The organism is Kitasatospora sp. NPDC091335, from assembly GCF_044757205.1.
Taxonomy (GTDB): Bacteria; Actinomycetota; Actinomycetes; order Streptomycetales; family Streptomycetaceae; genus Kitasatospora.
Map to the genome: position 1 here is coordinate 167,109 of NZ_JBIVUM010000010.1, position 25,890 is coordinate 192,998.

Below are 25,890 nucleotides of genomic sequence, written 5' to 3' on the forward strand. Positions count from 1 at the left end.
ACGCGCGATTAGCTCAGCGGGAGAGCACTACCTTGACACGGTAGGGGTCACTGGTTCAATCCCAGTATCGCGCACGTCAGGCCCTTCGAGGCCTGCTGCGAGACCGCCACATCAGGCGCGATTAGCTCAGCGGGAGAGCACTACCTTGACACGGTAGGGGTCACTGGTTCAATCCCAGTATCGCGCACAGTGAGGACCGGGGTCGTGATCCGTGAGGATCGCGGCCCCGGTCCTTTTGCGTTTCTCCGGCAAGGGCCGGAAAAGGAGAAGAGCCGCGCACGGACGCCCTCACCGACGTCCGCACGCGGCATCTCCGCCTGCCGGGGCGCTCTGCGCACCGCTCTCGCCCGTCCGCGAGTCGTCGCGGCCGCGGCCCTCCCCGGCGACACCGTTCCCCGTCCCCAGGGGTTCGGTGTCAGTCTTCGGCCGGCCCCTCCGAGCCGGTGTCCTTCCTTCTTCCTGCTGCTCCTCCCGCTCAGCGGGTGATCAGTTCGGCGACGGCCTGGGCCTGGTTCGCCATCTGGTCCCACCCGCCGAAGAGCAGCATCAGGAGCACGGCGCACGGCAGGGCCATGGCCAGCGCCACGGCGGGGTGCCGCGTGGGCTGCTCGGTGGACCGGGACTGGACGAAGGCCTGCCGGCGGCGGTGGGGGTTTCCCGTGAGCTGCGGTGGCATGTCCTTGCTCCTGATCCGGTCGAGTTGGCGCGGTGAACGGCTTACCTCGGGGGACGAGCTCCCCGTCCACCGCTGAACACAACGCTATTGGTCAGGGGGCCTTCCGGGCGTCATGCCGTCGTACTGTTCCTCGGACGTACCGGAGGATGACGAGCGGTCCCGGGACCTACTACCGCAGGGGGAGGGAAGGCTCATCCGACCCCCGAGGGAACCCTGAGGGGCAACCCCGAGAAACCCTCCGGCGACTCCGTGACCTGCGAGACCGTGCAAGATCGGACAATCGCATGGTGGCTTCAGGTGTTGCGTATCAGCACACCGCAGCAGGCAGTCCGTAAGCTGTGCCAGACAGGAACTGACGATGGCCCAACCGACGGGGCCTCACCCACAGGCTGACGGGGAACGGAACATGGCGATGATGCGGCTGAGGCGTGAGGACCCCCGCATCGTCGGGCCGTACCGCCTGCACCGGCGACTCGGCGCCGGCGGCATGGGCGTGGTGTACCTCGGGTCCGACCGCCGCGGGCAGCGCGTCGCCCTCAAGCTGATCCGCGCCGAACTCGCCGAGGACCTGGAGTTCCGCACCCGTTTCGCCCGCGAGATCGCCGCCGCCTCCCGGATCCGGGGCGGCTGCACCGCACGCGTGGTCGGCTCGGACATCGAGACCGAACGGCCCTGGCTGGCCACCGCGTACGTGCCGGGCCCCTCGCTCTACAAGCGGGTCGGCGACGAGGGGCCGATGAGCTGGCCCGAGGCCGCCAGGATCGGGGCCGCGCTGGCCGACGGGCTGGTCAAGGTGCACGAGGCGGGGGTGGTCCACCGGGACCTCAAGCCCTCCAACATCCTGCTCTCCCCCCGGGGTCCGCGGATCATCGACTTCGGCATCGCGTGGTCGCGCGGCGCCAGCACCCTCACCCACGTGGGCACCGCGGTCGGCTCCCCCGGCTTCCTCGCGCCCGAGCAGGTCCGCGGGGCCGCCGTCACCCCCGCCACCGACGTCTTCGCCTTCGGGGCCACGCTCGCGTACTCCCTCACCGGGGACACCCCGTTCGGGTCAGGGGCGTCCTCCGAAGTGATGCTGTACCGGGTCGTCCACGAGGAGCCCGACCTGTCGGCGGTGCCGCCGCAGCTCGCGCCGCTGATCCGGGCCTGCCTGGCCAAGGAGCCGGCCGAGCGGCCGGGGGCGGCCGCACTGCACGAACGGCTCACCGAACTGGCGTCACGCGGCGCGGCGATGGGAGCCGCCGGTGGCGGGGCCCGCGGGGCACGTCCCGGGCGGGGCGGCGCCGCGGCGGCTCCGCCTCAGGCACCGGCCCGGCAGGAGGGGGGCCGGCAGGGTGTTCCGGCGCCCGGACGCTCGCCCGAGCCTCCGGGCGCGGCACGGCCCCGGGCGGCTGCCGGCCGCCCCGGTGCGCAGGCGGCCGGGGCCGCCGGGCGGCGCCCGCAGGGGCCGACCGCTCCGCTCCCCCGGCCCGAGGCGACGCCGGTGACCCGCCCGCTGCGGGCCCGTCCGGACCGGTCGCAGACCCCTCCCCCGGCCCGGCCCGGTCCCCGCGACCGGGCGCGTCCCCGGGACCGTCAGCACACTCCGGCCCCCGGCGGTCGGCCCGGCACCGCGCGGCAGCGGCTGCTGCGGCAGCGGCTGGTGGTCTTCGTCACGGTGACGATCGGGGTGGCGCTGGCCATCGCGGCGGCGCAGGGGTGCGAGAACCGGGGCAACCAGAGCGTGCGGCCGCCCACCGGCGTGGTCACGAGCGCGGGTTCCGGCGCGAAGACCGCCGCGGGTGGCGGCGAGCAGGCCGTGCCCGGGACGTCCGCCGACGTCGTGCCGCAGTCCTCGGCCGCGCCGCTCCCGGCCGCCGCCCGCGCGGGTGCGGACGGCGGACTGACGTCCCCGCAGGTGCCGGTGCCGGCGGTGGACTGGCCGAACCGCAGCTACCCCGACTGGGCCGGCGGGCCGGCCATCGTGCTGCAGAACGGGCACTCGGCCGCGGGCGGGCCGCAGGTCGCGCTGAGCGCGGTGCTGCCGGCGAGGTACAAGGGCCTGCCGGCCGCGGTGGTCGTGCTGCGGCGGGCCGACGGCTCGGCGCCGGTCGACCTCGTCCAGCTCTACACCTTCGCCGGGGACTCCCCGGTCGCCGCCGCCTCCCGCACCTCGGTGGCGGACCCGCAGGCGGCGGCCAGCTGGCGGCTGGAGGGCAGCACGGTCGTCCGCGAGGAGCACGCGGCCGCCACCGGCGCGGTCACCTCCACCCGCTACACCGTCCGCGCCGACGGCACCCTCGACGAATCCTGGCCCGGCGCCACCACTCCGCCCCCCGCCGCCGCCCCGGCCCCGCCCACCGCCCCCACGGGCTGACCGCGCGACGTCGGGCAGGCCTGCTTCAGGCTGGCGGGTTTCCGGCTGGCCGCTTCCGGCGCGGGGCGGTTCCGAAGGCGCAGCGAACACGCACGAGACGTCGGACCGGCCGACTTCTCGTGCCCCGGCGCGGGTGGAGGGACTACGGGGTGGCGGTACTGACGGCGTAGAACGCGACGGCCGCGGCGGCGCCGACGTTGAGCGAGTCGATGCCGTGGGCCATCGGGATGCGGACCGGGTGGTGGGCCGCGGCGATGGCGTGGGGGGTGAGGCCGTCGCCCTCGGCGCCGAGCATCAGGGCCGCCTTGGGGAGGCGGTCCGGGGTGAGGGTGCGGAGGTCGACGGCGGTGTCGGCGGGGGTGAGGGCGAGCAGGGTGAAGCCGGCCTCGCGGACGGCGTCCAGGGCGGCGGGCCAGGGGTCCAGACGGGCGTACGGGACCGCGAAGACGGCGCCCATCGAGACCTTGACGGCACGCCGGTAGAGCGGGTCGGCGCAGTCGGGCGAGAGCAGCACGGCGTCCATGCCGAGGGCCGCGGCGCTGCGGAAGATGGCGCCGAGGTTGGTGTGGTCGACCAGCCCTTCCAGCACGGCGACCCGGCGGGCCCCGGCGAGCACGTCGGCGGCGTCCGGGAGGGGCTTGCGCTCCATCGAGGCGAGGGCGCCGCGGTGCACGTGGTAGCCGGTGACGGCCTCGGCGAGCCCGGGCTCGACCACGTGGACGGGGGCGTCGGCCTCGGCGATGACGTCGCCCATCGCCTCCAGCCACTTGGCGGTGAGCAGCATCGACCGCATCCGGTAGCCGGCGGCGAGGGCGCGGCGGATGACCTTCTCCCCCTCGGCGATGAAGAGGCCTTCGGCGGGCTCGCGGCGTCGGCGCAGCTCGACGTCGGTGAGGCCGGTGTAGTCGGCGAGGCGCGGGTCGGCCGGATCGGTGATGGTGCGGGGTTCGGACACCCTGTGATCTTGCCAAGCCCTGCCGGGGAAGGCCAAACGGCCGGGGAGCGGGGTGGTCCCCGGCTAGCCGTAGTGCAAATATGACCGTATGGCCCGAAATTCGGGCCGATCCTGGGCTCCGTCGGCCTCTGCCGCCACTGGCACCGCCGGCTCCTCCGGTGGGCGCCCACACGGTCGGCCGCAGCTGCCGCACGCGAAGCGGCGGTGGTCGGTGTGGCACCGTTCGGTGGCGGGGCAGGTGTTCGCGCTCCAGGTCCTGGTCGTACTGCTGCTCGTGGTCGCGGCCGCGGTGGCGCTGGTGGTGCAGTCCCGCAACGACACCGAGCACGAGGCACGCAACCGTTCGATGGCGGTGGCGCAGACCTTCGCCGGCTCCCCCGGCATCGTCGACGCGCTGCGCTCCCCCGACCCCACGGCCATCCTGCAGCCGAGGACGCAGTCCGCCCGGATCTCCGCCGGCGTGGACTTCATCGTCGTGCTGAACAACCAGGGCATCCGCTACACCCACCCGAACCCGGAGCGGATCGGCCAGAAGTTCGTCGGCACCTACCAGCCCGCGCTGCGGGGGCACGTGGTGTCGGAGGAGGTCGCGGGGACGCTTGGTCCGCTCGTGCAGGCGGTGGTGCCGGTGTACGCGCCGGACGGCTCGGTGGTCGGGCTGGTCGCGGCGGGTGTCACGCTCAGCAGCGTCAGCAGCGCGAGCGAGCGGCAGCTGCCGGTGGTGCTGGGCGCGGCGGCGGCCGCGGTGGGGCTGGCCACGCTCGGGACGGCGCTGATCAGCCGGCGGCTGCGGCGCCAGACGCACGGGCTCGGACCGGTCGAGATGACGCGGATGTACGAGCACCACGCGGCGGTGCTGCACGCGGTGCGCGAGGGCGTGATGATCGTCGGCGGGGACGGGCGGCTGCTGCTCTGCAACGACGAGGCGCGCCGGCTGCTGGACCTGCCGCCGGACGCCGAGGGCAGGCCGGTGACCGGACTGGGCCTGGAGCAGGCGCCGCTGGAGCTGCTGACCGCCGGCCGGCCGGTGACCGACGAGGTGGTGCCGTCCGGGGAGCGGCTGCTGGCGGTGAACGTCCGGCTGATCGACCGGCCCGGCGACCGGCCCGGCTGCGTCGCCACGCTGCGCGACTCCACCGAGCTGGCGGCGCTGTCCGGCCGGGCCGATCGCGCCCAGCGCCGGCTGCGGCTGCTGTACGACGCCGGGGTGACGGTGGGCAGCACGCTGGACGTGACGCGGACCGCGGAGGAGCTGGCGCAGGTCGCGGTGCCGCGGTTCGCGGACTTCGTCACGGTGGACCTGGCGGACCAGGTGCCGGCCGGGGAGGAACCGCCGCCCGGCCCCTCGCTGGGGCGGATGCGCCGCGCCGCGTTGGCCGGCGTACAGGACGACGCGCCGTTCTACCCGGTCGGCACGGTGCTGGACGTGGTGCCCTCGACCCCCCCTGGCCGGGGCGCTGAACAGCGGGGAGCCCGGCATGGAGCCGCGCCTGGCGGAGGCCACCCGGTGGCGGGAGCAGGACCCGGAGCGGTCGGCGCAGGTGCTGGCGTACGGGGTGCACTCGCTGGTCCGGGTGCCGCTGCGGGCGCGCGGGGTGCTGCTGGGGGTGGCCAGGTTCTGGCGGGCGCAGCGGGCGGAATCGTTCGAGCCGGAGGACCTGGCGCTGGCCGAGGAGCTGGTGGCGCACGCGGCGGTGTGCATCGACAACGCCCGCCGCTACACCCGGGAGCACACCATGGCGGTGACGCTCCAGCACAGCCTGCTGCCGCGCAGGCTGCCCGAGCAGACCGCGCTGGACGTGGCGCACCGCTACCTGCCGGCCCAGGCCGGGGTGGGCGGGGACTGGTTCGACGTGATCCCGCTGCCGGGCGCGCGGGTGGCGCTGGTGGTCGGGGACGTGGTCGGGCACGGACTGCACGCGGCGGCGACGATGGGCCGGCTGCGCACGGCGATCCACAACTTCTCGACCCTGGACCTGCCGCCGGACGAACTGCTGGGGCACCTGGACGAGCTGGTGAACCGGATCGACCAGGACGAGGCGGCGGGCGGCGAGCGCGCGGAGCTGGCCGGGGCGACCTGCCTGTACGCGATCTACGACCCGGTGTCGCGGCGCTGCACCCTGGCCACCGCAGGGCACCCGCCGCCGGCCGTGGTGGACCCGCAGGGCCGGGTGGTGTTCCCGGAGCTGCCGACCGGGCCGCCGCTGGGTCTGGCGGTGCTGCCGTTCGAGACCGCCGAGCTGGAGCTGGCCGAGGGCAGCCGGCTGGTGCTGTACACGGACGGGCTGGTGGAGGACCGGAAGCGGGACATCGACGAGGGGCTGGAGCTGCTGCGGGCCGCGCTGGCCGGATCGCCCCGCACGCCCGAGCAGACCTGCGCGGACGTGCTCGGGGCGATGCTGCCGGTGCACCAGCAGGACGACATCGCGCTGCTGGTGGCGCGGACCAGGGTGCTGGCGCCGGACCAGGTGGCGCAGTGGGAGGTGCCCTCGGACCCGGCGGCGGTCGGCGAGGTCAGGGCCGCGGTCGCGGAGCGGCTGACGGCCTGGGGGCTGGCCGAGGCCGCGTTCGTCACCGAGCTGATCCTGAGCGAGCTGGTGACCAACGCGATCCGGTACGGCTCCGGACCGATCCGGGTGCGGCTGCTGCGGGACCGCTCGCTGATCTGCGAGGTCTCGGACGGCAGCAGCACCTCGCCGCACCTGCGGTACGCGGCGACCGAGGACGAGGGCGGGCGCGGGCTGTTCCTGGTCGCGCAGTTCGCGGACCGCTGGGGGACGCGCTACACGGCCACCGGGAAGGTCATCTGGACGGAGCAGCCGCTGGAGTAGCCGTGGGGCGGGAGGCCGGCCGGGCGGGCTTCCCGCTCCGGCCGGCCTCCTGCCCCGGGCCGGCCTACGGCCGGAAGGCGGCGGCCAGCACGTTGACGACGTCGCCGACCACGATGACCGCCGGGGGCTTCACGCCCTCGGCCTCGACCACGGCGGCGACGGTGCCGAGGGTGGCGTCCACCCGGCGCTGGGCCGCGGTGGTGCCCTCCTGGACGACCGCGACCGGGGTGTCCGCCGGCCGGCCGTACTCGACCAGCCGGGCGGCGATCGCGCCGATCTTGTCCACGGCCATCAGCAGCACCAGGGTGCCGCTCATCTTCGCGGCGGCCTCCCAGTTGGTGAGCGAACGCTCGTCGTCCGGGCCGACGTGGCCGGAGATCACGGTGAACTCGTGGGTCATGCCGCGGTGGGTGACCGGGACGCCGGCCGCCGCCGGGACGCTGATCGAGCTGGAGATGCCCGGGACGACGGTGACCGGCAGTCCGGCCTCGACGCAGGCCAGCAGCTCCTCGCCGCCGCGGCCGAAGACGTACGGGTCGCCGCCCTTGAGCCGGACCACGAACTTGCCGGCCTTGGCGTGCTCGACCAGGGTGCGGTTGATCGCCTCCTGGGCCATGAACCGGCCGTACGGGATCTTGGAGGCGTCGATCACCTCGACGTGCTCGGGCAGTTCGGCGAGCAGCTCGCGCGGGGCGAGCCGGTCGGCGACCACCACGTCGGCGTCGGCGAGCAGACGTCGGCCGCGCACGGTGATCAGGTCGGGGTCGCCGGGGCCGCCGCCGACCAGGGCCACGCCGGCGCCGTGCGCGCGGTACTGGCGGGCGGCGAGCGAGCCGTCCCGCAGGCCGTCCACGATGGTGTCGCGCAGGGCGGCGGAGTGCCGCGGGTCGCCGGTGAGGACGGCGACGGTGGCGCCCGCGTCGCGGCCGCTGGCCGGGGTCCAGGCGGTGGCCGCGGCGGCGTCGTCGCTGCGGGAGCAGAACACCCGCTCGCGCTCGGCCTCGGCGCTGACCGCCGTGTTGACGGCCTGGTCGTCGGTGGCGACCAGGACGTACCAGGCACCGGTCAGGTCGCCGTCCCGGTACGGGCGGGCGTGCCAGGTGAGTTCACCGGTGTCGGCCATGGCCTGGACAGCCGGGGTGGTGACCGGCGATATCAGGTGCAGTTCGGCGCCGGAGGCGATCAGGGCGGGCAGCCGCCGCTGGGCGACCTGGCCGCCGCCGACCACGACGACGCGGCGGCCGGCCAGCAGCAGGCCGACCGGGTAGGGGGTACGGCCCTCGGTGCTCGGGTGCGGGGTGGGCGCGGTCATCGGCGGTGCTCCTGGATCGGGGGGAGGGTGTGGGGACGGTACGGCACGACACCGCTCCGCGGTCCGGCGCGCCCTCGGGCCGGTCCACGGAGCGGTGACGGGGTGCGTCAGGCCTTCTCGGTGACCCCGGCGGAGTCGAAGGTGGCTACATCGTGCATCGCCCGGGCCGCGCTCTGCACCAGCGGCAGGGCCAGCAGGGCACCGGTGCCCTCGCCGAGCCGCAGGTCCAGGTCGATCAGCGGACGCAGGCCGAGCTTCGCCAGCGCGGCCTGGTGGCCGGGCTCGGCGGAGCGGTGGCCGGCGATGCAGGCGGCCAGCACCTCGGGGGCGATGGCCTTGGCGGCCAGCGCGGCCGAACCGGCGATGACGCCGTCCAGGACCACGGGGGTGCGCAGCGACGCGGCGCCCAGCAGGAAGCCCGCCAGCGCGGCGTGCTCCAGGCCGCCGACGGCCGCGAGGACGCCGACCGGGTCGCTCGGGTCGGGCCGGTGGAGGGCCAGCGCGGCGCGGATGACCTCGATCTTGCGGGCGTGGGTCTCGTCGTCGATGCCGGTGCCGCGGCCGGTGACCTCGGCCGGGTCGAGGCCGGTGAACACCGAGATCAGGGCGGCCGAGGCGGTGGTGTTGGCGATGCCCATGTCGCCGGTGACCAGCGCCTTGTTGCCCGCCGCGACCAGGTCGCGGGCGGTCTCGATGCCGACCTCGATGGCCTTGAGGGCCTCCTCGCGGGTCATCGCCGGGCCCTGGGTCATGTCGGCGGTGCCGGGACGGACCTTGCGCGGCAGCAGGCCGGTGGCGCGCCCCTGCTGGACGGCGTCCGGCAGCTCGGCGGCGACGCCGACGTCGACCACGCAGACCTCGGTGCCGATCTGCTTGGCGAAGGAGTTGACCACCGCTCCCCCGGCCAGGAAGTTGTCGACCATCTGGGCGGTCACCTCCTGCGGCCAGGGGCTGACGCCCTGGGCGTGCACGCCGTGGTCACCCGCGAAGATCGCCACGCAGGCGGGCTCCGGGATCGGCGGCGGGCACTTGCGGGACAGGCCGCACAGCTGGGCCGAGATGATCTCCAGCATGCCGAGCGAGCCGGCCGGCTTGGTCATCCGCTTCTGCCGGTCCCAGGCCTCGCCGAGCGCCTTGGCGTCCAGCGGGCGGATGCCGCGCAGGGTCTCGGCGAGCAGGCTCTGCGGCTCCTCGCCGGGCAGCGCGCGGTTGCCGTACTGCTCCTCGTGGACGACCCAGGACAGCGGGCGCTTCTTCGCCCAGCCCTGCTGCTCCAGCTCGGGCTCGTCCGGGAACTCGTCGACGAAGCCGACGCACAGGTAGGCGACGACCTCCAGGTGCTCGGGCAGGCCGAGCTCGCGGACCAGTGCCTCGTCGTCGAAGAAGCTCACCCAGCCGACGCCCAGGCCCTCGGCGCGGGCGGCCAGCCAGAGGTTCTCGACCGCCAGGGCGGCCGAGTACGGGGCCATCTGCGGCTGGGTGTGCCGGCCGAGGGTGTGCCGGCCGCCTCGGGTGCGGTCGGCGGTCACCACGATGTTGACCGGGGTTTCGAGGATGGCCTCGATCTTGATTTCCTTGAACTGCTTGGCCCTGCCCTTGGGCAGCGAGTCCGCGTACGCCTCGCGCTGGTGCTCGGCCAGGGCGTGCATCCGCCTGCGGGTCTTCGCCGAGCGGATCACCACGAAGTCCCAGGGCTGCGAGTAGCCGACGCTGGGCGCGGTGTGGGCGGCCTCCAGGACGCGGATCAGCACCTCGTGCGGGATCGGGTCCGGACGGAAGCCGTTGCGCACGTCGCGGCGCTCGCGGATCACCTGGTGGACGGCCTCGCGGCCGGCCTCGTCGTAGCCGGGGGCGGCCGGGCCGCGCGGCTCGGCGGGCTCCTCGGGCTGCGGCTCGGGCTGCTCCCCCTCCTCGTCGGCGGCGGGCTGCTCGGGCTGCTGGGCCTGCTGCTCGGCGGCGGGCTGCTCGACGGCCTCGGCGGTCTCGGCGACCTCGACGGCTTCGGCGACCTCGGTGGCGGGCTGCTCGGTGGCTTCGGCGGGAGCCTCGGCGCCCTGCCCCGCGGCCTGCACGGCTTCGGCGGCGACGGGCTCCGCGACGGCGACGGGCTCGGTCCCGGCCGGGGCCTGCGCCTGCTCCGGGGGGGCCTCGGCCTCCGGAGCGGCGGCCGGCTGCCCGGCGGCGGCCTCGGCGGGTACCACGGCCTCGGCGGCCTCGGCAGGGGCGGCGGCGTCGGCGGCGGGCTGCTGCTCGGCCGTGGCCTCCGGCGCGACGGCTTCGGCGGGCTGCGCCGGCTCCGTCCCGGCGGCGGCCTCGGTCGCGGCCTCGGCCGGCACCTCCGCGACGGGCTCGGCGGCGACGGTGGCGTCAGCCGCCGCGGGCACCTCGGCGGTCTGCTCCGCGACCGGCTCGGCGGGCGCCTCGGCCGGGGCCGCGGCCTCCTGCTGCGGCTGCTCGGCCTCGGCGACGGGCTCGTTCACGGCCTGGCCCGAAGGCATCTCGCCGGTGCCGGCGGCGGTCTCGGCGACCGGCTCCACCACGGGCTCCTCGACGGCCTCCGGCGCGGTCCCGGCCGGCTGGGCCTGCTCGGCGGCCGGAGCGGACTCGGCGCCCGCCACGGCCTCGACGAGCTGAGCGGCCTCGACGGCATGGACGGCCTCGGCCGGCCCGGCGGCCTGCGGCGCGTCGGCGGCCGCTATGGGCGCGGGCTGCTGCGGGGCCGCTTCCTCGACGGCCGGAGCCTGCGCGGGCGCCTGGACCTTGGGCAGGCCGTGCGGGGTGGGCGCGGCGAGGAAGGCGGAGATCCGGCGCGGCTGACCGGCCGGGGCCGCGGCCTCGGGCTGCTCGGCGGGCAGCGCGGCGCCGTCGGCGGCAGCGCCCTCGACCGCGGCGGCCTCCGTGACGACGGGCTCGGCGACGGCGGGCTCGACGACGACGGCCTCGACGGCGGGCACGCCGGCCGCCTCGGCCACCGGCGGCACGGCCTCGGCCGGCTCCGCCACGACGGCCTGCGGAGCGACCGCGACGGCCTCCACCACGGCCTCGGGGACGGTCCCCTCCCGAACGGCCTGAACGGCCTGGACGTCCTGGACGTCCTGGACGTCCTGAACCGCGGCGGCCTGGACGACCTCCGGCATCTCGACGACCTCGATCACCTCGATCGCCCCGACCGTCTCGACGGACGGCACGGCCTCGACCGGGTACGCGTGCAGCGGCACCTGCTGGACCTGCTGCGCCTGCTGGGGCTGGTGGAAGTCCGGCGCCTGCGCCGGCTGCTGCCCGTCCACGACGGGAACGCCCGGAGCGACCGGCGCCACCGGGACGGCCTGCGGCGCGGCGACCGGAGCCTGGGCGACGGCCTCGGCCACCGGCGGACGGCCGACCACCGGGATGCCGTGCGCGGGCGTGCCGCCCTGCGAGGGGCCGCGGTCGGCCAGCGAGCGGACCGGCACCTGGCCGGTCATCAGCGACGGGTCCGGGATCGGCGGCCCGGCGTGCAGCGGGCGGCGCGGCTGCTGAGCCTGCGTCATCGGCTGCTGCACCTGCGGCTGCGTCTGGACGGGATGCCTGCCGTGCTCGGCGCCGAGCACCGGCGGGTCCACCGGCGGCCAGGACGGCTCGACCGGCGTGCCGTCCTGCTGCGGCGCGAGCGGCACCTGCTCGGCCGGGACGGCCGCCAGCGGCTCGCCCCAGGAGCCCTGCGGTCCCGGCATCAGCAGCACGTCGTCATCGTCGTCCAGGCCGTCCGGCGTGTCGGGCTGGTCGAGGAAGTGGAAGGCGGGGCGCGGGGCGCCCTGGTCGACGGCCCAGCCCTCGCCGGGGTGGCCGGGCTGGGGCATCCCGGGAACGCCGTAGCCGTGCTGGCCCTGCGGCGGGATGACGCCCGCGCCCGGGGGCATCACACCGGACACGCCGCCGATCGGGGCCGCCGGGTTCGGGATCACACCGCCGTCCGTCACGAGGCCCTGGAGGGGTGCAACGCCCGCGACGCCCTCCGGTCCGCCGAGCCCGTCGGGCCCGGCGTGCAGGTGCTCCGGCATTCCCTCGCCCGGGACGTGGCCGCCATCGGTCATTGTCAAAGCTCCTTCCAGGCCGCTGCCGCGCCCTCGGCGACGCGATCACCGATCGCAGCGCCCATCCGCGCGGGCCGAACCAGCACCGACCCGCCCCTCATTACATGTGGCCGCCGCGCCGTGGCGCTGCGGCCCAAGTCCTTCCGGCGCACTGCGGCACCCGGCCCGGTGCACCTCCCGTACGGGACGGCACGTCGTCTGAAACAACGACAACCCGGAGCAACCGGCACGACCGCACCGGACCCTACGGCATTCTCCAGGTCCGGCACGAGGCCCGTCGAATTGCCCACACTCCGAACGGAACCGGGTTGCACCGCGTCAAAAAGGTGACAAACCGACTGAATCGGGTGGGTCGCCGACCGATGCAGCCGCCCAGGACGTCACACTACCGGCACGGCGCGGTCACCTCTCGAATAGGTGTCCGGATGCGACCTGGATCACCGTCCACGCCCGCGGACGGTCCCGGTGCACGCCCCCGGCCCGCCCGCCGGGGATCCGCCGGACGGGCCCGAGGCCTTCACACGATCTGCTCACCCCAGAGCACCAGCGCGCCGGTTCCGGCCGCTCCCAGCGCCAGCCCGTCGCCCTCCCCCACCGGCCGCAGCGGGGTCGCCTGGAGCAGCGCGCCGTCCGCCCGGTAGCCGGCCCCGTCGATCGCCCGGCGGACCTCCTCCGCCTCGGCGAGGGTCCGGGGCAGCGCGACGAACCGCTCGGGCCGGCGGGCCAGCACCGCGCGCACCACGTCGAGGCCGCCGGACTCCACCACCGCCGCGTCCGGCTCCGGCAGGCCGCCCAGCACCTCGGGGCCGCTCCCGTACACCGCCTCCACCTCGACGCCGTAGCGGCGGGCGTTGACGGTCAGCCGGGCGCAGGCCGAGCGGGAGCCCTCGACCGCGACCACGGCGGCGCCGAACCTGGCCGCCTCCACCGCGAGGGCGCCGCTGCCGGCGCCGACCGACCAGACCAGGTCCCCCGGACGGGCACCCAGACGGGCCAGCACCAGGGCGCGCACATGGGCGGGGAGCGACTCCGGCGCGCCCGGTGCGCCCGGTGCGCCCTCCACGCGCCCGGCGCCCGCATAGGCGTCACCGGGGAGCGCCCAGCCGCGTTCCGCGCCGGGGTAGCCGACCGGGCGCCCGGCGAGCCAGCCGGCCGCCTCGGTCACCGCGGACTGGGCGGCGCCGCCGATCACCAGCACCACGTTGGGGTCGCGCCACACGTGGTCGGCGATCCGGTCGGAGGTGAGGACGGTGACGTCCTCGTCCGGCGTGCCGAGGGCCTCGCAGACCACGAAGGTCCGGTGCACCCCGCGCAGCATCAGGGCGAGTTCGGCCGGCCCGGCGCCCGGCGCGGTGAGCACCGCGACCTTGGGGTGGGCCCGGCAGATGTTGGCCGCGCGGCGCAGCCGTCCGCCGTGCACGCTGACCACCTGGGCGTCCTCCCAGGGCATGCCGGCCCGGGCGAAGGCGGTGGCCACGGAGGAGACGGCGGGCAGCACCTCCAGTTCGAGGCCGAACTCGGGGCGGCGCAGGGTGCGCACCACGCCGAAGAAACCCGGGTCGCCCTCGGCGACCACGACGGCCGCGCCGCGGTGCTCGGCGATCCTGCGGGCGGCCTCCCGGATGCTGCCGAGGGTGAGCCGCTCGGCGGCCTCCGGCACCGGGAGGGCGTTCAGTTGGTAGGGGGCGCCGGCCACCAGGGTCGCCGCGGCCAGGGCCGCGCCGGCGGCCTCGGTCAGCGGGGTGCCGTCCCACCCGATGACCGTGATCCGGTCAGCCATCTGCGGCCGTTCTCCCTCGACTCGGTGCGCCACTCGATCCGCCGTCGTGCGGTGCCGGAGCCGAGGCTACCGGGTGCGTTCGGCCGGAGCCCGACAACTCGCACACATGTCCGCGCTGGGTGAACGGCCCGCGCGCCTCAGTCGCGCAGCACGTAGCGGTGGTCGCCGTGCCAGCCCGCGCGGTGCAGCTCGGGCGACTCCAGGTCCTCGGGGAGCAGGCTCCACAGGATGAGGTCGCTGCGGCTCTCTCCCCCGGTCCGGTGGCCGGGAGGTGCCGCCGGCACCTCGCCGGACTCCCCGCGCACTATCCAGGCGCTGCGCAGCACGCCCTCGCTGATGCCGCCGACCTTCTGGGCGACCTGCTGGGCGGCCGTGTTCCCGGCGGCGGTGCGCAGTTCCAGGCGCAGGAAGCCGCGGTCCTCGAACAGCCACTGGGCGACGCCGAGGACGGCCTCGGGGGCGTAGCCCTCGCCGCGCGCCCAGACGGCGGTGACGTAGGAGATCTCGGTGCTGCGCAGCCGCCAGTCGGTGTTGCGCAGCTCGACCAGGCCGACCAGGCGCTGGGTCAGGTGCTCGGTGACGGCGAAGACGATGCCGCGCCCGGCGGCCCGGTGGCCGGGGGCGAGGGTGCGGGCGAGCTCGGCCGCGTACTCCTCGGTGAAGGGCTGCGGCAGGTCGGTCCAGGCGAGGACGAGGTCGTCGGCCATCATCGTGGCCAGGCCGGGGGCGTCGTCCTCCGCCAGGGGGCGCAGCAGCAGCCGTTCGGTGCTGATGGCGGTCTCGGGGAAGCTCGCTGCCATGCCGTCTCTCCTCGCCGGGTCGTGAACACAACACCGTACGCCTCCGTCGTGCCCCGGATGCCACGCGGTGCGCCGCCCGCACGACGGTACGTCAGATCGCGGCCGGCCGGAGTGTCCCTGGTGCATACTGCCCGACCGGGCCCCCGCCGAGGTGCGGCGGGGGCCCGGTCGGGATCGGGGCGTCGGGCGGGGGCGCGGCTCAGAACGCCGGGATGACCGCACCCTGGAAGGTGTCCTCGATGTACTTCTTGACCTCGTCGGAGTGCAGCAGCTCGGCCAGCTTCTTGACCCGCGGGTCGTTCTCCTTGCCCTTCTTGACGGCGAGGATGTTGGCGTACGGGTTGCCCTCGGCCTTCTCCAGCACCAGGGCGTCGGTGGTCGGCTTCAGGCCGGCCTCGATCGCGTAGTTGCCGTTGATGACGGCGGCGTCCAGGTCGGCGATGGAGCGGGGCAGCTGGGCGGCCTCCAGCTCCTTCCACTTGAGGTTCTTCGGGTTGCCCGTGACGTCGGCCGGGGTGGCGGCGGTTCCGGCGCCGTCCTTGAGGGTGATGAGCTTGTTGTCGGCGAGCAGCTTGAGCGCGCGGCCCTCGTTGGTGGCGTCGTTGGGCAGGCCGACGGTGGCGCCGTCCGGCAGGTCGGCGAGCGACTTGACCTTCTTGGAGTAGGCGCCCAGCGGCTCCAGGTGCACGGTCTCGACCGAGACGATGTCCGTGCCGTTCTTCTTGTTGAAGTCCTCCAGGTACGGCAGGTGCTGGAAGTAGTTGGCGTCGGCCGAACCGTCCTGCACCGCCGTGTTGGGGGTCACGTAGTCGGTGACCTCCTTGATCTCGAGCTTGAGGCCCGCCTTCTCCGCGAGGTTGTCCTTGACGTACTTCAGGATCTGGCCGTGCGGGGTGGGGGTGGCCGCGACCTTGAGCGGCGCGTTGGGGTCCGAGGAGGAGGACCCGGAACTGCCGCAGGCGGCGAGCGAGAGGGCGATGCCGGCGGTGGCGAGGATGCTGGTGAACTTCAGGGCGTTGCGCACGAAAAGTGCCTTTCTGCGTCGAACGGGGAGCCGCGTCCGGGGTCGGACGAGGGGAGGTCTAGTGGGCGCCGAGGTCCTCGTCGGCGGTGGTGGCGGGACGCGGGCGCAGCAGGCGGGTGCGTCCACCGCCGTGGCCCCGGCCGGCCAGCCGGCGCACGGCGTAGTCGCCGGCCAGCTGGATCACGGTGACGATGATCGCGATCTCCGCCACGATGATCCACATGAAGGAGGTCTCGAACCGCAGGTAGCCGTACCGGTAGGCGAGGTCGCCGAGACCGCCGCCGCCGACCGTGCCGGCCATCGCGGAGTAGCCGATCAGCGCGATGACCGTGGTGGTGACGGACGCGACGATGCCGGGGAGGGCCTCGGGGACCAGCACCTTGCGGACCAGCGTCCAGGTGCCGCCGCCCATCGCGTGGACGGCCTCGATCAGGCCGCGGTCGACCTCGCGGACGGAGGTCTCGACCAGCCGTGCGAAGAACGGGATCGCGCCGACGGTCAGCGGCACGGTGGCCGCCTGCCAGCCGAGGGAGTTGCCGGTCAGCCAGCGGGTGAAGGAGATCAGCGCGATCATCAGGATGATGAACGGCATCGAGCGCGTGAGGTTCACGATCGCGCCGAGCACCTTGTTCACCGGCTGGTTCTGGAGCACCCCGCCCTTGGAGGTGAGCACCAGCAGGATGCCGATGGGCAGCCCGAGGAGGACGGTGCAGAGGGTCGAGACCCCGACCATCTGGAAGGTCTCCTGGGTGGCGGGCCACATCAGTTCCTGCATCTGGTCCCAGGTCATGCCACCGCTCCGTTCGCCGCGTCGACCACGTCCACCTGGAGGCCCTGCTCGCGCAGGTAGCCGATCGGCACCACGTTGTCCTGGTGGCTGCCGGGGAGTTCGACCCGCATCCGGCCGACCATCCGGCCGGCGATGGTCTCCACCGCGGCGCCGAGGATGTTGATGTCGATCTGGTAGGTGCGGGCGAGCTGGGAGACGAACGGCTGGGCCGAGCTGTCGCCCTGGAAGGTGATCTCCAGCACGGTGGAGCCGGCGTGGCCGGTGCCGAACTCGCTGAGCGGGAACAGCTCGCGGGCCAGCTCCGACCCGGGCCGCGCCAGCAGGTCGGTGAGCTCGCCGGACTCGACCACCCGGCCGCCGCGCATCAGGGCGGCGGAGTCGCAGACGGACTTGATGACGTCCATCTCGTGGGTGATCAGCAGGACGGTGAGGCCCAGCTGCTGGTTGAGGTCGCGCAGCAGCTTGAGGATCGAACGGGTGGTCTCCGGGTCGAGCGCCGAGGTGGCCTCGTCGGAGAGCAGCACCTTGGGGTCGCCGGCCAGTGCCCTGGCGATGCCGACGCGCTGCTTCTGACCGCCGGAGAGCTGGGTGGGGTAGCTGCGGGCCTTGTCGCCGAGGCCGACCAGGTCGAGCAGCTCGGCGGCCTTGCGGCGGCGCTCGGTGCGGTCCAGGCCGATGATCTCCAGCGGGAGCTCGACGTTCTGCTGCACCGTCCGCGAGGAGAGCAGGTTGAAGTGCTGGAAGACCATGCCGATCCGGCGGCGGGCCTCCCGCAGCTCGCGGCCGGCCCGGTTCTCGCCGCCGGACAGCGCGGTGAGCTCGACCCCGTCCACGGTGACCGTGCCGGAGGTCGGGCGCTCCAGCATGTTCACGCAGCGGATGAGGGTGGACTTGCCGGCACCGCTGGTGCCGACGACTCCGTAGACCTCGCCCGGGCGGACGTGCAGGTCGACGCCGGCGAGGGCGGTCACCTCGCGGCCTCGGGAACGGTAGACCTTCGTCAGGTCCGTGGTGGTGATCACAGCGGCTTTCCGTGGGTCGGGGGCGCGGGCGGCGCGGGACGACCGCCCGACCGGGGTGCGGTCGGCGGCATCGTCACGGCGCTGCGCCGGGGGGATCCGGGCTCGCCACCCCTTGATCGTGGCCGTTGGACGGCCGGGCCGCGCGACGGCGTGGCCGTCGGACGGCCGGGCCCGCGGGCACGGCAGGGGGAGGAGTCCGGGAGGAGGGGCGCGCTCGCACGGGCGGGAGCGGCGCCGGATTCTCGCTTCGGGGCGCGAGGGGAAGGCGCCCTCAGGGGGGCGCCGGGGGCGGTGGCCCTCAGCAGTGACACATTCGACGACACATGGCACGCTCACCTGCCGGCAGGGTGCCGGTGGGGGTCCAGTTCGTCGTCGCAGTCATGTGAGCCAGTAAAACAGATGGGTCGATATCCGCCCAATCATTTGGCGGAGCTGTCCGCAATGCGGACATGCATCGCCGCCACCAGTACGGAGACGGCCCGGCGCCGCCACCGTTGGTCCGGATGGCGGCGGCACCGGGAACGCGCGCGGGACCGCGGGCTCAGGCCGTCGCGGCGAGCGGCGTCATGGCGGGCTTCGCGAGGTGGACGAAGCTCAGCCGGCCGTCGACCTGCTCGACCCGGGTCTGACAGTACCCCTGGCGGGCGTACAGCCGCAGGTTGCCGAGGCTGCGGTGGCCGGTGAACAGCTCGTAGGCGTTCACCGGGCCGTCCTGGGCCATCCGGCGCTCCAGCGCGTCCAGCAGCCGGCCGCCGAGGCCGTGGCGCTGCATCCGCGGATGGACGACCAGGCGCCCTATCCGGCCGACGCCGTCGGCGCCGACGTGGCCGCGGACGGTGCCGACCACCTCACCGCCCAGCCGGGCGACCAGGACGTGCTGCTCGGACAGTTCGGCGCGCAGGCTCTCCAGGCTCTGCGTCAGGGGCTCGATCGCCCAGTCGCCGTACAGCTCGGCCTCGGGCTGGTAGCCGAGGTACTGGAGCTTGAGGATCTGCTCCGCGTCCTCGACCTCCGCGGCCGAGATGATCACGCTCTTGCCCATGTGGAGGGGCCTCCCCAGTCGTCGTGCGCGGCGCGCAGAGGGTGGCGCGCTCACGCTCAGTATCCGAGTGATCGCGTCACCGTCAAGGGCTGCGTTCGCCAGCGCTCTACCCGGGCGTCAGCTTCCCTCAACCTTCCGGGGGGCATACGTGAGGAGGGTCACCCCGGGTGCCGCACGGGTTCCGTACGGCCGTTCCCGGGCCGTTCAGGGGTACCGCTCCGCGTGGAGCAGCATCCGCAGGCAGGCCAGGCAGCGGGAGCGGGTGGGGCCGATCGAGCCACGCGGCATGCCGAGCCGCTCGGACAGCTCACGGTACGTGGGCGGCGGGTCCTCGGCGAGGGCGGCGATCAGCTGCGGACATCGGCCGGGCAGGGCGGCCACGGTCTCGCGGACCACACGGCGGCGGCGCTCGGCGAGGTAGACGTCCTCGGCGGAGGGGACGGGTGGGATGGCGGTGCACACACCGTGCATGACGGCGCCGGGCGGGGCCGGTTACGCCCGGGCCGGGGCGCGGACGCGGGAGGGGCGCGCCGGTCGGACCGCCGCGCCCCTCCCCCGTGACGTCAGGGATCGACGCCCTCGCCGGGGCCGGCCCCTCCGTCGGGGATCAGCCCTGTGCCCACTCCCGCTGCCGCGCCAGGTCCGCCTTCACCTCGGCGAGCTGGACCGCGACCGCCGAGGGGGCCGTACCGCCGCGCCCGTCGCGGGAGGCGATGGCGCCGTGGACGCTGAGCACCGAGCGCACCTCGGGCGTCAGGTGCCCCGAGATCGCGGCGAACTGCTCGTCCGTCAGGTCGGCCAGTTCGATGCCCTCGGCCTCGCAGACCTTGACGCAGGCGCCGGCCACCTCGTGCGCGACCCGGAACGGCACGCCCTGCTTGACCAGCCACTCGGCGATGTCGGTGGCGAGCGAGAAGCCGGCCGGGGCCAGCTCCTCCAGCCGCTCCCGGTGCACGGTGAGGGTGGCCATCATCCCGGTGAACGCGGGCAGCAGCACCTCCAGCGTGTCGCAGGAGTCGAAGACCGGCTCCTTGTCCTCCTGGAGGTCCCGGTTGTAGGCGAGCGGCAGCGCCTTGAGGGTGGCCAGCAGGCCGGTCAAGTTGCCGATCAGCCGGCCGGACTTGCCGCGGGCCAGCTCGGCGATGTCCGGGTTCTTCTTCTGCGGCATGATCGAGGAGCCGGTGGAGAAGGCGTCGTGCAGCGTGATGAAGCCGAACTCCTTGGTGTTCCAGATGATCACCTCCTCGGCGATCCGGGAGAGGTTGATCCCGATCATCGCGGTCACGAAGGCGAACTCGGCGACGAAGTCGCGCGAGGCGGTGCCGTCGATGGAGTTGCCCACCGAGCCGCCCTCGAAGCCGAGTTCGGCGGCGACGGCCTGCGGGTCGAGGCCGAGCGAGGAGCCGGCCAGCGCCCCGGAGCCGTACGGCGAGACGGCGGTGCGGGCGTCCCACTGGCGCAGCCGCTCGGCGTCCCGGCCGATGGCCTGCACGTGCGCGAGGACGTGGTGGGCGAAGAGCACCGGCTGGGCGTGCTGGAGGTGGGTGCGGCCCGGCATCGCGGTGTCCGGGTGCGCCTCGGCGAGGCCGACCAGGGCCTGCTGGAGGTCGAGCAGCAGGCCGCCGATGGTCCTGGCATGGTCCCGCAGGTACATCCGGAACAGGGTGGCGATCTGGTCGTTGCGCGAGCGCCCGGCCCGCAGCTTGCCGCCGAGGTCGGGGCCGAGGCGCTCCAACAGGCCGCGCTCCAGCGCGGTGTGCACGTCCTCGTCGGCGACGGTGCCGGTGAAGGTGCCCGCCTCGACGTCGGCGAGCAGCAGGTCCAGGCCGGCCAGCATGCCGGCCAGTTCCTCGTCGGAGAGCAGGCCGGCCTTGTGCAGGACCCGGGCGTGGGCCTTGGAGCCGGCGATGTCGTACGGCGCGAGGCGCCAGTCGAAGTGGACCGAGGCCGAGAGCTTGGCCAGCGCCTCGGACGGGCCGTCGGCGAAGCGCGCGCCCCAGAGGCGGACGTCGGCGGACTGCTGGACGGTCATCGCGGTGGCTCCTTCATGCATGTGCAGTAGGTGGCATAAGTATGCATCAGGCCGTATGAAACACAAAACCCCGGCCGATCGCTGTCTCCGTCGGCCGGGGTCGTCCCGGGGAAGGCCCTACTGGGCCTTGGCCTGGGCCAGTTGCATGAGGTGATCGGCGAGCGCCTGGCCGCCGGCCGGATCACGGCTGATCAGCAGCACGGTGTCGTCGCCGGCGATGGTGCCGATGATCTCGAACACCTCGGCCTGGTCGATCGCCGAGGCCAGGAACTGGGCGGCGCCGGGCGGGGTGCGCAGCACCACCAGGTTGCCCGAGGCCGTCGCGGAGACCATGAGTTCGCCGGCCAGCCGGGCCATCCGGCCCTCGCTGGCCGACTCCCCCATCGGCGCCCGCGGCGTGCGGTCGCCGCCCTCGGCCGGGACGGCGTAGATCAGCGCGCCGTCCCGGTTGCGGATCTTGACCGCGCCCAGCTCGTCCAGGTCCCGGGAGAGGGTGGCCTGGGTGACCACCAGGCCGTCGTCGGCGAGCAGCTTGGCGAGCTGGCTCTGCGAACGCACGGGCTGGCGGGTGAGCAGGTCCACGATCCGCCGGTGGCGCGCCGTGCGGGTCTGCGGGACCTGCGGCGTCGGGCCGGTGACGGACGGGCCGGAGTGGGATGCGGTCATGTGATTATTCTCCCGGAGAACGGTCAACTCGCATCGGCCGGGGCGCCTTCGCGCACCGCCCGGAGGATGCCCGGCAGCGCGGCCAGGAACGCGTCCGCCTCCTGCTCGGTCAGCACCAGCGGCGGGGCCAGCCGGACGGCGTCCGGGACGGCCGCGTTGACCAGGAAGCCCGCCTCCTGCGCGGCGGCCTGGACCTCGGCCGCGACCGGCTCGGTGAGCACGACGCCGAGCAGCAGACCCGCCCCGCGCACGTGCGAGACCAGCGGGTCGCCGAGCGCCTCGACGCCGTCGCGCAGCCGCTCGCCGAGCTTGCGGGCGTGCTCCAGCAGGCCCTCGGACTCGATGGTGTCCAGCACCGCGAGCCCGGCCGCGGCGGCCACCGGGTTGCCGCCGAAGGTGGTGCCGTGCCGGCCCGGGGTGAACAGGTCGGCGGCCGGGCCGAAGGCCAGCACCGCGCCGATCGGCAGGCCGCCGCCGAGCGCCTTGGCCAGGGTGACGACGTCCGGCTCGACGCCCTCGTCCGCCTGGTGGGCGAACCAGTGGCCGGTGCGGCCGATGCCGGTCTGGATCTCGTCCAGGACCAGCAGGGTGCCGGTGGCCCGGGTGATCTCGCGGGCCGCCCGCAGGTAACCCTCGGGCAGCGGGATCGCGCCGTTCTCGCCCTGGACGGGCTCCAGGAAGACGGCGGCGGTCTCGGTGGTGACGGCCGCGCGCAACGCCTCCACGTCACCGAACGGGACGTGGGTGACGTCGCCGGGCAGCGGGCGGAACGGGTCCTGCTTGGCGGGCTGGCCGGTCAGCGCGAGGGCGCCCATGGTGCGGCCGTGGAAGCCGCCCTGGAGGGCGACCAGGTGGGTGCGGCCGGTCAGCCGGCTGATCTTGAAGGCGGCCTCGTTGGCCTCGGCGCCGGAGTTGCAGAAGAACACCCGGCCGCCCGGCCGGCCGTCCAGCCGCAGCAGCCGCTCGGCGAGGGCGATGGTGGGCTCGGCCATGAAGAGGTTGGAGACGTGGCCGAGGGTGGCGATCTGCCGGGTCACGGCCTCGACCACCGCCGGGTGGGCGGTGCCGAGGGCGTTGACGGCGATGCCGCCGAGCAGGTCGGTGTACTCCTTGCCGTCGGCGTCCCAGAACGTGCTGCCCTCGCCGCGCACCAGCGGGACGCGGGGGGTGCCGTAGTTGTCGGTGAAGGAGTGCTGCCACCGCTCGGCGAGCTGCTCGTTGTGCGTCACTGCGGTCACGCCGTTCATGCCAGTCCCCCGGTCACGGTCGGTTCGTCGTCCGGCACGACCATCGTGCCGATGCCCTCGTCGGTGAAGATCTCCAGCAGCAGGCTGTGCTGGACCCGGCCGTCCAGCACGCGGGCGGTGCCCACGCCGGAGCGGACGGCGCGCAGGCAGCCCTCCATCTTGGGGAGCATGCCGCTGGCCAGACCGGGCAGCAGCTCCTCCAGCTCGCTCGCGGTGAGCTGGCTGATCACGTCGTCGGACTCCGGCCAGTCCTTGTAGAGGCCCTCGACGTCGGTGAGGACGACGAGCATCTCGGCGCCGAGCGCGACCGCGATGGCGGCGGCCGCGGTGTCGGCGTTGATGTTGTAGACGTGGCCGTCGGTGCCGCGGGCGATCGAGGAGATGACCGGGATGCGGCCGTCGGCGATCATCGCCTTCACCGCGCCGGCCTCGATGTTGACGATGTCCCCGACCAGGCCGATGTCGACCTGCTCGCCGTCCACCACCGCGTACCGCTTGACCGCCGTCATGGTGTGCGCGTCCTCGCCGGTCATGCCGACCGCGAACGGGCCGTGCCCGTTGAGCAGGCCGACCAGCTCGCGCTGCACCTGGCCGGCCAGCACCATCCGGACCACGTCCATGGTCTCCGGGGTGGTGACCCGCAGGCCGTTGGTGAAGCTCGACTCCAGCCCCAGCTTGTCGAGTTGGGCGCTGATCTGCGGGCCGCCGCCGTGCACCACGACGGGGTGCAGGCCGGCGTAGCGCAGGAAGACGACGTCCTGGGCGAAGGCGGCCTTGAGGCTGTCGTCCACCATGGCGTTGCCGCCGAACTTGATCACGACGGTCTTGCCGTGGAAGCGCTCCAGCCACGGCAGCGCCTCGATCAGCGTCATGGCCTTGGGCAACGCGGTGTTGTTGCGGGCCTGTTCGCCCTTGGGTGCGATCTGCACGGTTTCCGGTGTCCTTGTCGGATCGGGTGGGGTAGGCCGGATCGGGTGGGGTAGGCCGGATCAGCTGGAGTCAGGCCGGATCAGGTGGAATGAGGCCCGATCAGCTGGAACCGGGCCGGATCACGTGGAGTAGGCGCTGTTCTCGTGGACGTAGTCGGCCGTCAGGTCATTGGTCCACACCGAGGCGCTCGCCGTACCGGCGTTGAGGTTCGCGCTGATGACGACCTCCCGGCCGGCCATGTCCACCAGGTCGCGGTCCTCGCCCACGCCGCCGGCCTTGCAGACCCAGACGCCGTTGATCGCGACGTCCAGCTCGTCCGGGTCGAACGCGGCGGAGGTGGTGCCGATGGCGGCCAGCACCCGGCCCCAGTTGGGGTCCTCCCCGTGGATGGCGCACTTGAGCAGGTTGTTGCGGCTGATCGTCCGGGCGACCTCGACCGCCTCGTCCTCGGTGGCGGCGCCGGTGACGTCGATCCGGATGTCCTTGCCGGCGCCCTCGGCGTCGCCGATCAGCTGGCGGGCGAGGTCGGCGCTCACCTGGCGGACGGCCTCGGCGAACTCGGCCTCGTCCGGGGTGGTGCCGGTGGCGCCGGAGGCGAGCAGCAGCACGGTGTCGTTGGTCGACATGCAGCCGTCGGAGTCGATCCGGTCGAAGGTGGTGCGGGTGGCGCCGCGCAGCGCGGTGTCCAGGGCGGCGCTGTCCAGGTCGGCGTCGGTGGTGAGCACCACCAGCATGGTGGCGAGGCTCGGGGCGAGCATGCCCGCGCCCTTGGCCATGCCGCCGACCGTCCAGCCGGCCGGGCTGGTGTACTGGGCGGTCTTGTGGACGGTGTCGGTGGTCTTGATGGCGATCGCGGCGGCCTCGCCGCCGGTCCCGCTCAGCTCGCCCGCGGCCAGGGTGACCCCGGGCAGCAGGATGTCCATCGGCAGCCGTACGCCGATCAGACCGGTGGAGGCGACGGCGACCTCGCCCGCGTTGAGCCCCAGGTCCACGGCGGCCCGCTCCGCGGTGGCGTGGGTGTCCTGGAAGCCCAGCGGGCCGGTGCAGGCGTTGGCCCCACCGGAGTTGAGGACGACGGCGGAGACCCGGCCGCCCTTGAGGACCTGCTCGGACCAGAGCACCGGCGCGGCCTTGACCCGGTTGGCGGTGAAGACGCTGGCCGCGGCGAGCGAGGGCCCGTCGTTGACCACCAGGGCGAGGTCGGGGGTACCGGAGGCCTTGATGCCCGCGGTCACCCCGGCGGCACGGAAGCCCTTGGCCGCGGTCACTCCGACGTTCGTGCTCTTGCTCACGGTGCGACTCCGTTCACGGGAAGGCCGAGCTCCTCGGGCAGTCCGAGGGCGATGTTCATGCTCTGCACCGCACCGCCGGCGGTGCCCTTGACCAGGTTGTCGATCGCGCTGATCGCGATGATCCGCCCGGCGGCGGCGTCCAGGGCGACCTGGACCAGGGCGGTGTTGGCCCCGTAGACGCTGCTGGTCTGCGGCCACTGCCCCTCGGGCAGCAGGTGGACGAAGGGCTCGTCGGCGAACGCCTCGGTGTACGCGGCGCGCAGGCTCTGCGCGGTCACGCCCGGCCTGGCCTTGGCCGAGCAGGTGGCGAGGATGCCGCGCGGCATGGGGACGAGGGTGGGGGTGAAGGAGACGGAGACCGGCTCGCCCGCGAGCGGGGTGAGGTTCTGCATCATCTCCGGGGTGTGCCGGTGGACGCCGCCGACCCCGTACGGGCTGACGCTGCCCATCACCTCACTGCCCAGCAGGTGCGGCTTGGCGGCCTTGCCGGCGCCCGAGGTGCCGGAGGCGGCGACCACCACGGCCTCCGGTTCGGCGAGCCCGGCGGCGTACGCGGGGAACAGTGCCAGGGAGACGGCCGTCGGGTAGCAGCCGGGCACGGCGATCCGGTTGCTGCCCTTCAGCGCGGCACGGTGGCCGGGGAGTTCGGGCAGGCCGTACGGCCAGGTGCCGGCGTGCGCGGAGCCGTAGAACTGCTCCCAGTCGGCGGCGGCCTTGAGCCGGAAGTCGGCGCCGCAGTCGATCACCAGGACGTTCGGGCCGAGTTCCTCGGCGACGGCGGCGGACTGGCCGTGCGGCAGCGCCAGGAACACCACGTCGTGGTCGGCCAGCACCTCGGTGGTGGTGGCTTCCAGGACGCGGTCGGCGAGCGGGAACAGGTGCGGCTGGAGCAGCCCCAGTCTGGTGCCCGCGTTCGAGCCGCCGGTCAGCGCCCCGATCTCCACCTCGGGGTGGCCGAGCAGCAGGCGCAGTACCTCACCGCCCGCGTACCCGCTCGCGCCGGCGACGGCGACTCGCAATGCCATGGCGTTCCTCCTTCGTCTTGGCATGAATATACGCGTG

17 protein-coding genes, 2 tRNA genes and 2 pseudogenes are annotated in these 25,890 nt (G+C 74.3%); 4 read left to right on the forward strand and 17 right to left on the reverse strand.

The genetic code is table 11. From position 1 onward, the window contains the following. Positions 1–2 precede the first annotated feature (2 nt). A tRNA-Val gene (locus ACIQOW_RS22255) sits at positions 3–74 on the forward strand. Positions 75–115: 41 nt separating this feature from the next. Continuing rightward, positions 116–187 (forward strand) — tRNA-Val (locus ACIQOW_RS22260). Positions 188–475: 288 nt separating this feature from the next. Here ACIQOW_RS22260 and ACIQOW_RS22265 read toward each other — a convergent pair. Then, complete coding sequence (locus tag ACIQOW_RS22265; protein ID WP_188301493.1) at positions 476–676, reverse strand: hypothetical protein; 201 nt, start codon at positions 674–676, stop codon at positions 476–478. A gap of 406 nt (positions 677–1,082) precedes the next feature. On the opposite strand from ACIQOW_RS22265, the pseudogene ACIQOW_RS22270 reads away from it, so the two are divergent. Continuing rightward, positions 1,083–2,459 (forward strand): annotated as a pseudogene (locus ACIQOW_RS22270) (serine/threonine-protein kinase); the annotation flags it as partial. Positions 2,460–3,174: 715 nt separating this feature from the next. On the opposite strand, the gene ACIQOW_RS22275 reads toward ACIQOW_RS22270, so the two are convergent. After that, on the reverse strand, positions 3,175–3,987 hold the full coding sequence (locus ACIQOW_RS22275) for a TrmH family RNA methyltransferase (protein WP_401087537.1): 813 nt from the start codon (positions 3,985–3,987) through the stop codon (positions 3,175–3,177). Positions 3,988–4,075: 88 nt separating this feature from the next. On the opposite strand from ACIQOW_RS22275, the pseudogene ACIQOW_RS22280 reads away from it, so the two are divergent. After that, positions 4,076–6,818: pseudogene (locus ACIQOW_RS22280) on the forward strand (SpoIIE family protein phosphatase). Between the two features lie 64 nt (positions 6,819–6,882). Here the strand turns inward: ACIQOW_RS22280 and cobA are convergent. The 15 genes from cobA to argC form a co-directional block, all read right to left on the reverse strand. Next, positions 6,883–8,130, reverse strand: coding sequence for a uroporphyrinogen-III C-methyltransferase (gene cobA / locus ACIQOW_RS22285; RefSeq protein WP_401087539.1), 1,248 nt, complete (start codon positions 8,128–8,130; stop codon positions 6,883–6,885). A gap of 107 nt (positions 8,131–8,237) precedes the next feature. Then, positions 8,238–12,203, reverse strand: a complete 3,966-nt coding sequence (cobT, locus tag ACIQOW_RS22290) for a nicotinate-nucleotide--dimethylbenzimidazole phosphoribosyltransferase (protein WP_401087540.1) — start codon at positions 12,201–12,203, stop codon at positions 8,238–8,240. Between the two features lie 517 nt (positions 12,204–12,720). Next, on the reverse strand, positions 12,721–13,983 hold the full coding sequence (gene cbiE / locus ACIQOW_RS22295; protein WP_401087542.1) for a precorrin-6y C5,15-methyltransferase (decarboxylating) subunit CbiE: 1,263 nt from the start codon (positions 13,981–13,983) through the stop codon (positions 12,721–12,723). Between the two features lie 137 nt (positions 13,984–14,120). Then, positions 14,121–14,783, reverse strand: coding sequence for a GNAT family N-acetyltransferase (locus tag ACIQOW_RS22300; protein WP_401087543.1), 663 nt, complete (start codon positions 14,781–14,783; stop codon positions 14,121–14,123). Between the two features lie 199 nt (positions 14,784–14,982). Continuing rightward, positions 14,983–15,807 (reverse strand): MetQ/NlpA family ABC transporter substrate-binding protein, encoded by an 825-nt coding sequence (locus tag ACIQOW_RS22305; protein WP_401087544.1) that lies wholly within the window; start codon positions 15,805–15,807, stop codon positions 14,983–14,985. 58 nt (positions 15,808–15,865) lie between these two features. After that, positions 15,866–16,597: a methionine ABC transporter permease gene (locus tag ACIQOW_RS22310; RefSeq protein WP_401087547.1), complete on the reverse strand. Its 732-nt coding sequence runs from the start codon at positions 16,595–16,597 to the stop codon at positions 15,866–15,868. Then, positions 16,594–17,619: a methionine ABC transporter ATP-binding protein gene (locus ACIQOW_RS22315; RefSeq protein WP_401087549.1), complete on the reverse strand. Its 1,026-nt coding sequence runs from the start codon at positions 17,617–17,619 to the stop codon at positions 16,594–16,596. Before ACIQOW_RS22315 ends, ACIQOW_RS22310 begins: the two co-directional genes overlap by 4 nt. A gap of 541 nt (positions 17,620–18,160) precedes the next feature. Then, positions 18,161–18,661, reverse strand: a complete 501-nt coding sequence (locus ACIQOW_RS22320) for a GNAT family N-acetyltransferase (RefSeq protein WP_401087551.1) — start codon at positions 18,659–18,661, stop codon at positions 18,161–18,163. Positions 18,662–18,865: 204 nt separating this feature from the next. Then, a complete protein-coding gene (locus ACIQOW_RS22325; RefSeq protein ID WP_401087553.1) occupies positions 18,866–19,123 on the reverse strand; it encodes a winged helix-turn-helix domain-containing protein in 258 nt (85 codons plus the stop codon). A 145-nt stretch (positions 19,124–19,268) separates the two neighbouring features. Next, the gene (argH, locus tag ACIQOW_RS22330; RefSeq protein ID WP_401087555.1) at positions 19,269–20,693 is read right to left on the reverse strand and encodes an argininosuccinate lyase; all 1,425 of its coding nucleotides are present in this window, start codon (positions 20,691–20,693) and stop codon (positions 19,269–19,271) included. Positions 20,694–20,810: 117 nt separating this feature from the next. Next, positions 20,811–21,359 (reverse strand): arginine repressor, encoded by a 549-nt coding sequence (locus tag ACIQOW_RS22335; RefSeq protein WP_188299350.1) that lies wholly within the window; start codon positions 21,357–21,359, stop codon positions 20,811–20,813. Positions 21,360–21,382: 23 nt separating this feature from the next. Beyond that, the gene (locus tag ACIQOW_RS22340) at positions 21,383–22,606 is read right to left on the reverse strand and encodes an acetylornithine transaminase (RefSeq protein ID WP_401087556.1); all 1,224 of its coding nucleotides are present in this window, start codon (positions 22,604–22,606) and stop codon (positions 21,383–21,385) included. Beyond that, complete coding sequence (gene argB / locus ACIQOW_RS22345; RefSeq protein ID WP_401087742.1) at positions 22,603–23,478, reverse strand: acetylglutamate kinase; 876 nt, start codon at positions 23,476–23,478, stop codon at positions 22,603–22,605. The genes ACIQOW_RS22340 and argB overlap by 4 nt, the downstream gene beginning before the upstream one ends. A 177-nt stretch (positions 23,479–23,655) precedes the next feature. Next, entirely contained in the window at positions 23,656–24,828 is a 1,173-nt protein-coding gene (argJ, locus tag ACIQOW_RS22350) for a bifunctional glutamate N-acetyltransferase/amino-acid acetyltransferase ArgJ (protein ID WP_401087558.1), read from the reverse strand. Continuing rightward, positions 24,825–25,853: an N-acetyl-gamma-glutamyl-phosphate reductase gene (argC, locus tag ACIQOW_RS22355; RefSeq protein WP_188299348.1), complete on the reverse strand. Its 1,029-nt coding sequence runs from the start codon at positions 25,851–25,853 to the stop codon at positions 24,825–24,827. The genes argJ and argC overlap by 4 nt, the downstream gene beginning before the upstream one ends. Positions 25,854–25,890: the final 37 nt, after the last annotated feature.

What these genes read in the sequence shown, in the direction of transcription:
- ACIQOW_RS22265 (WP_188301493.1), bottom strand. Translation starts at nt 676, where the DNA reads ATGCCACCGCAGCTCACGGGAAACCCCCACCGCCGCCGGCAGGCCTTC.
- cobA (WP_401087539.1), bottom strand. Translation starts at nt 8,130, where the DNA reads ATGACCGCGCCCACCCCGCACCCGAGCACCGAGGGCCGTACCCCCTAC.
- cobT (WP_401087540.1), bottom strand. Translation starts at nt 12,203, where the DNA reads ATGACCGATGGCGGCCACGTCCCGGGCGAGGGAATGCCGGAGCACCTG.
- cbiE (WP_401087542.1), bottom strand. Translation starts at nt 13,983, where the DNA reads ATGGCTGACCGGATCACGGTCATCGGGTGGGACGGCACCCCGCTGACC.
- ACIQOW_RS22300 (WP_401087543.1), bottom strand. Translation starts at nt 14,783, where the DNA reads ATGGCAGCGAGCTTCCCCGAGACCGCCATCAGCACCGAACGGCTGCTG.
- ACIQOW_RS22310 (WP_401087547.1), bottom strand. Translation starts at nt 16,597, where the DNA reads ATGACCTGGGACCAGATGCAGGAACTGATGTGGCCCGCCACCCAGGAG.
- ACIQOW_RS22320 (WP_401087551.1), bottom strand. Translation starts at nt 18,661, where the DNA reads ATGGGCAAGAGCGTGATCATCTCGGCCGCGGAGGTCGAGGACGCGGAG.
- argH (WP_401087555.1), bottom strand. Translation starts at nt 20,693, where the DNA reads ATGACCGTCCAGCAGTCCGCCGACGTCCGCCTCTGGGGCGCGCGCTTC.
- ACIQOW_RS22335 (WP_188299350.1), bottom strand. Translation starts at nt 21,359, where the DNA reads ATGACCGCATCCCACTCCGGCCCGTCCGTCACCGGCCCGACGCCGCAG.
- ACIQOW_RS22340 (WP_401087556.1), bottom strand. Translation starts at nt 22,606, where the DNA reads ATGAACGGCGTGACCGCAGTGACGCACAACGAGCAGCTCGCCGAGCGG.
- argB (WP_401087742.1), bottom strand. Translation starts at nt 23,478, where the DNA reads ATGACGCTGATCGAGGCGCTGCCGTGGCTGGAGCGCTTCCACGGCAAG.
- argC (WP_188299348.1), bottom strand. Translation starts at nt 25,853, where the DNA reads ATGGCATTGCGAGTCGCCGTCGCCGGCGCGAGCGGGTACGCGGGCGGT.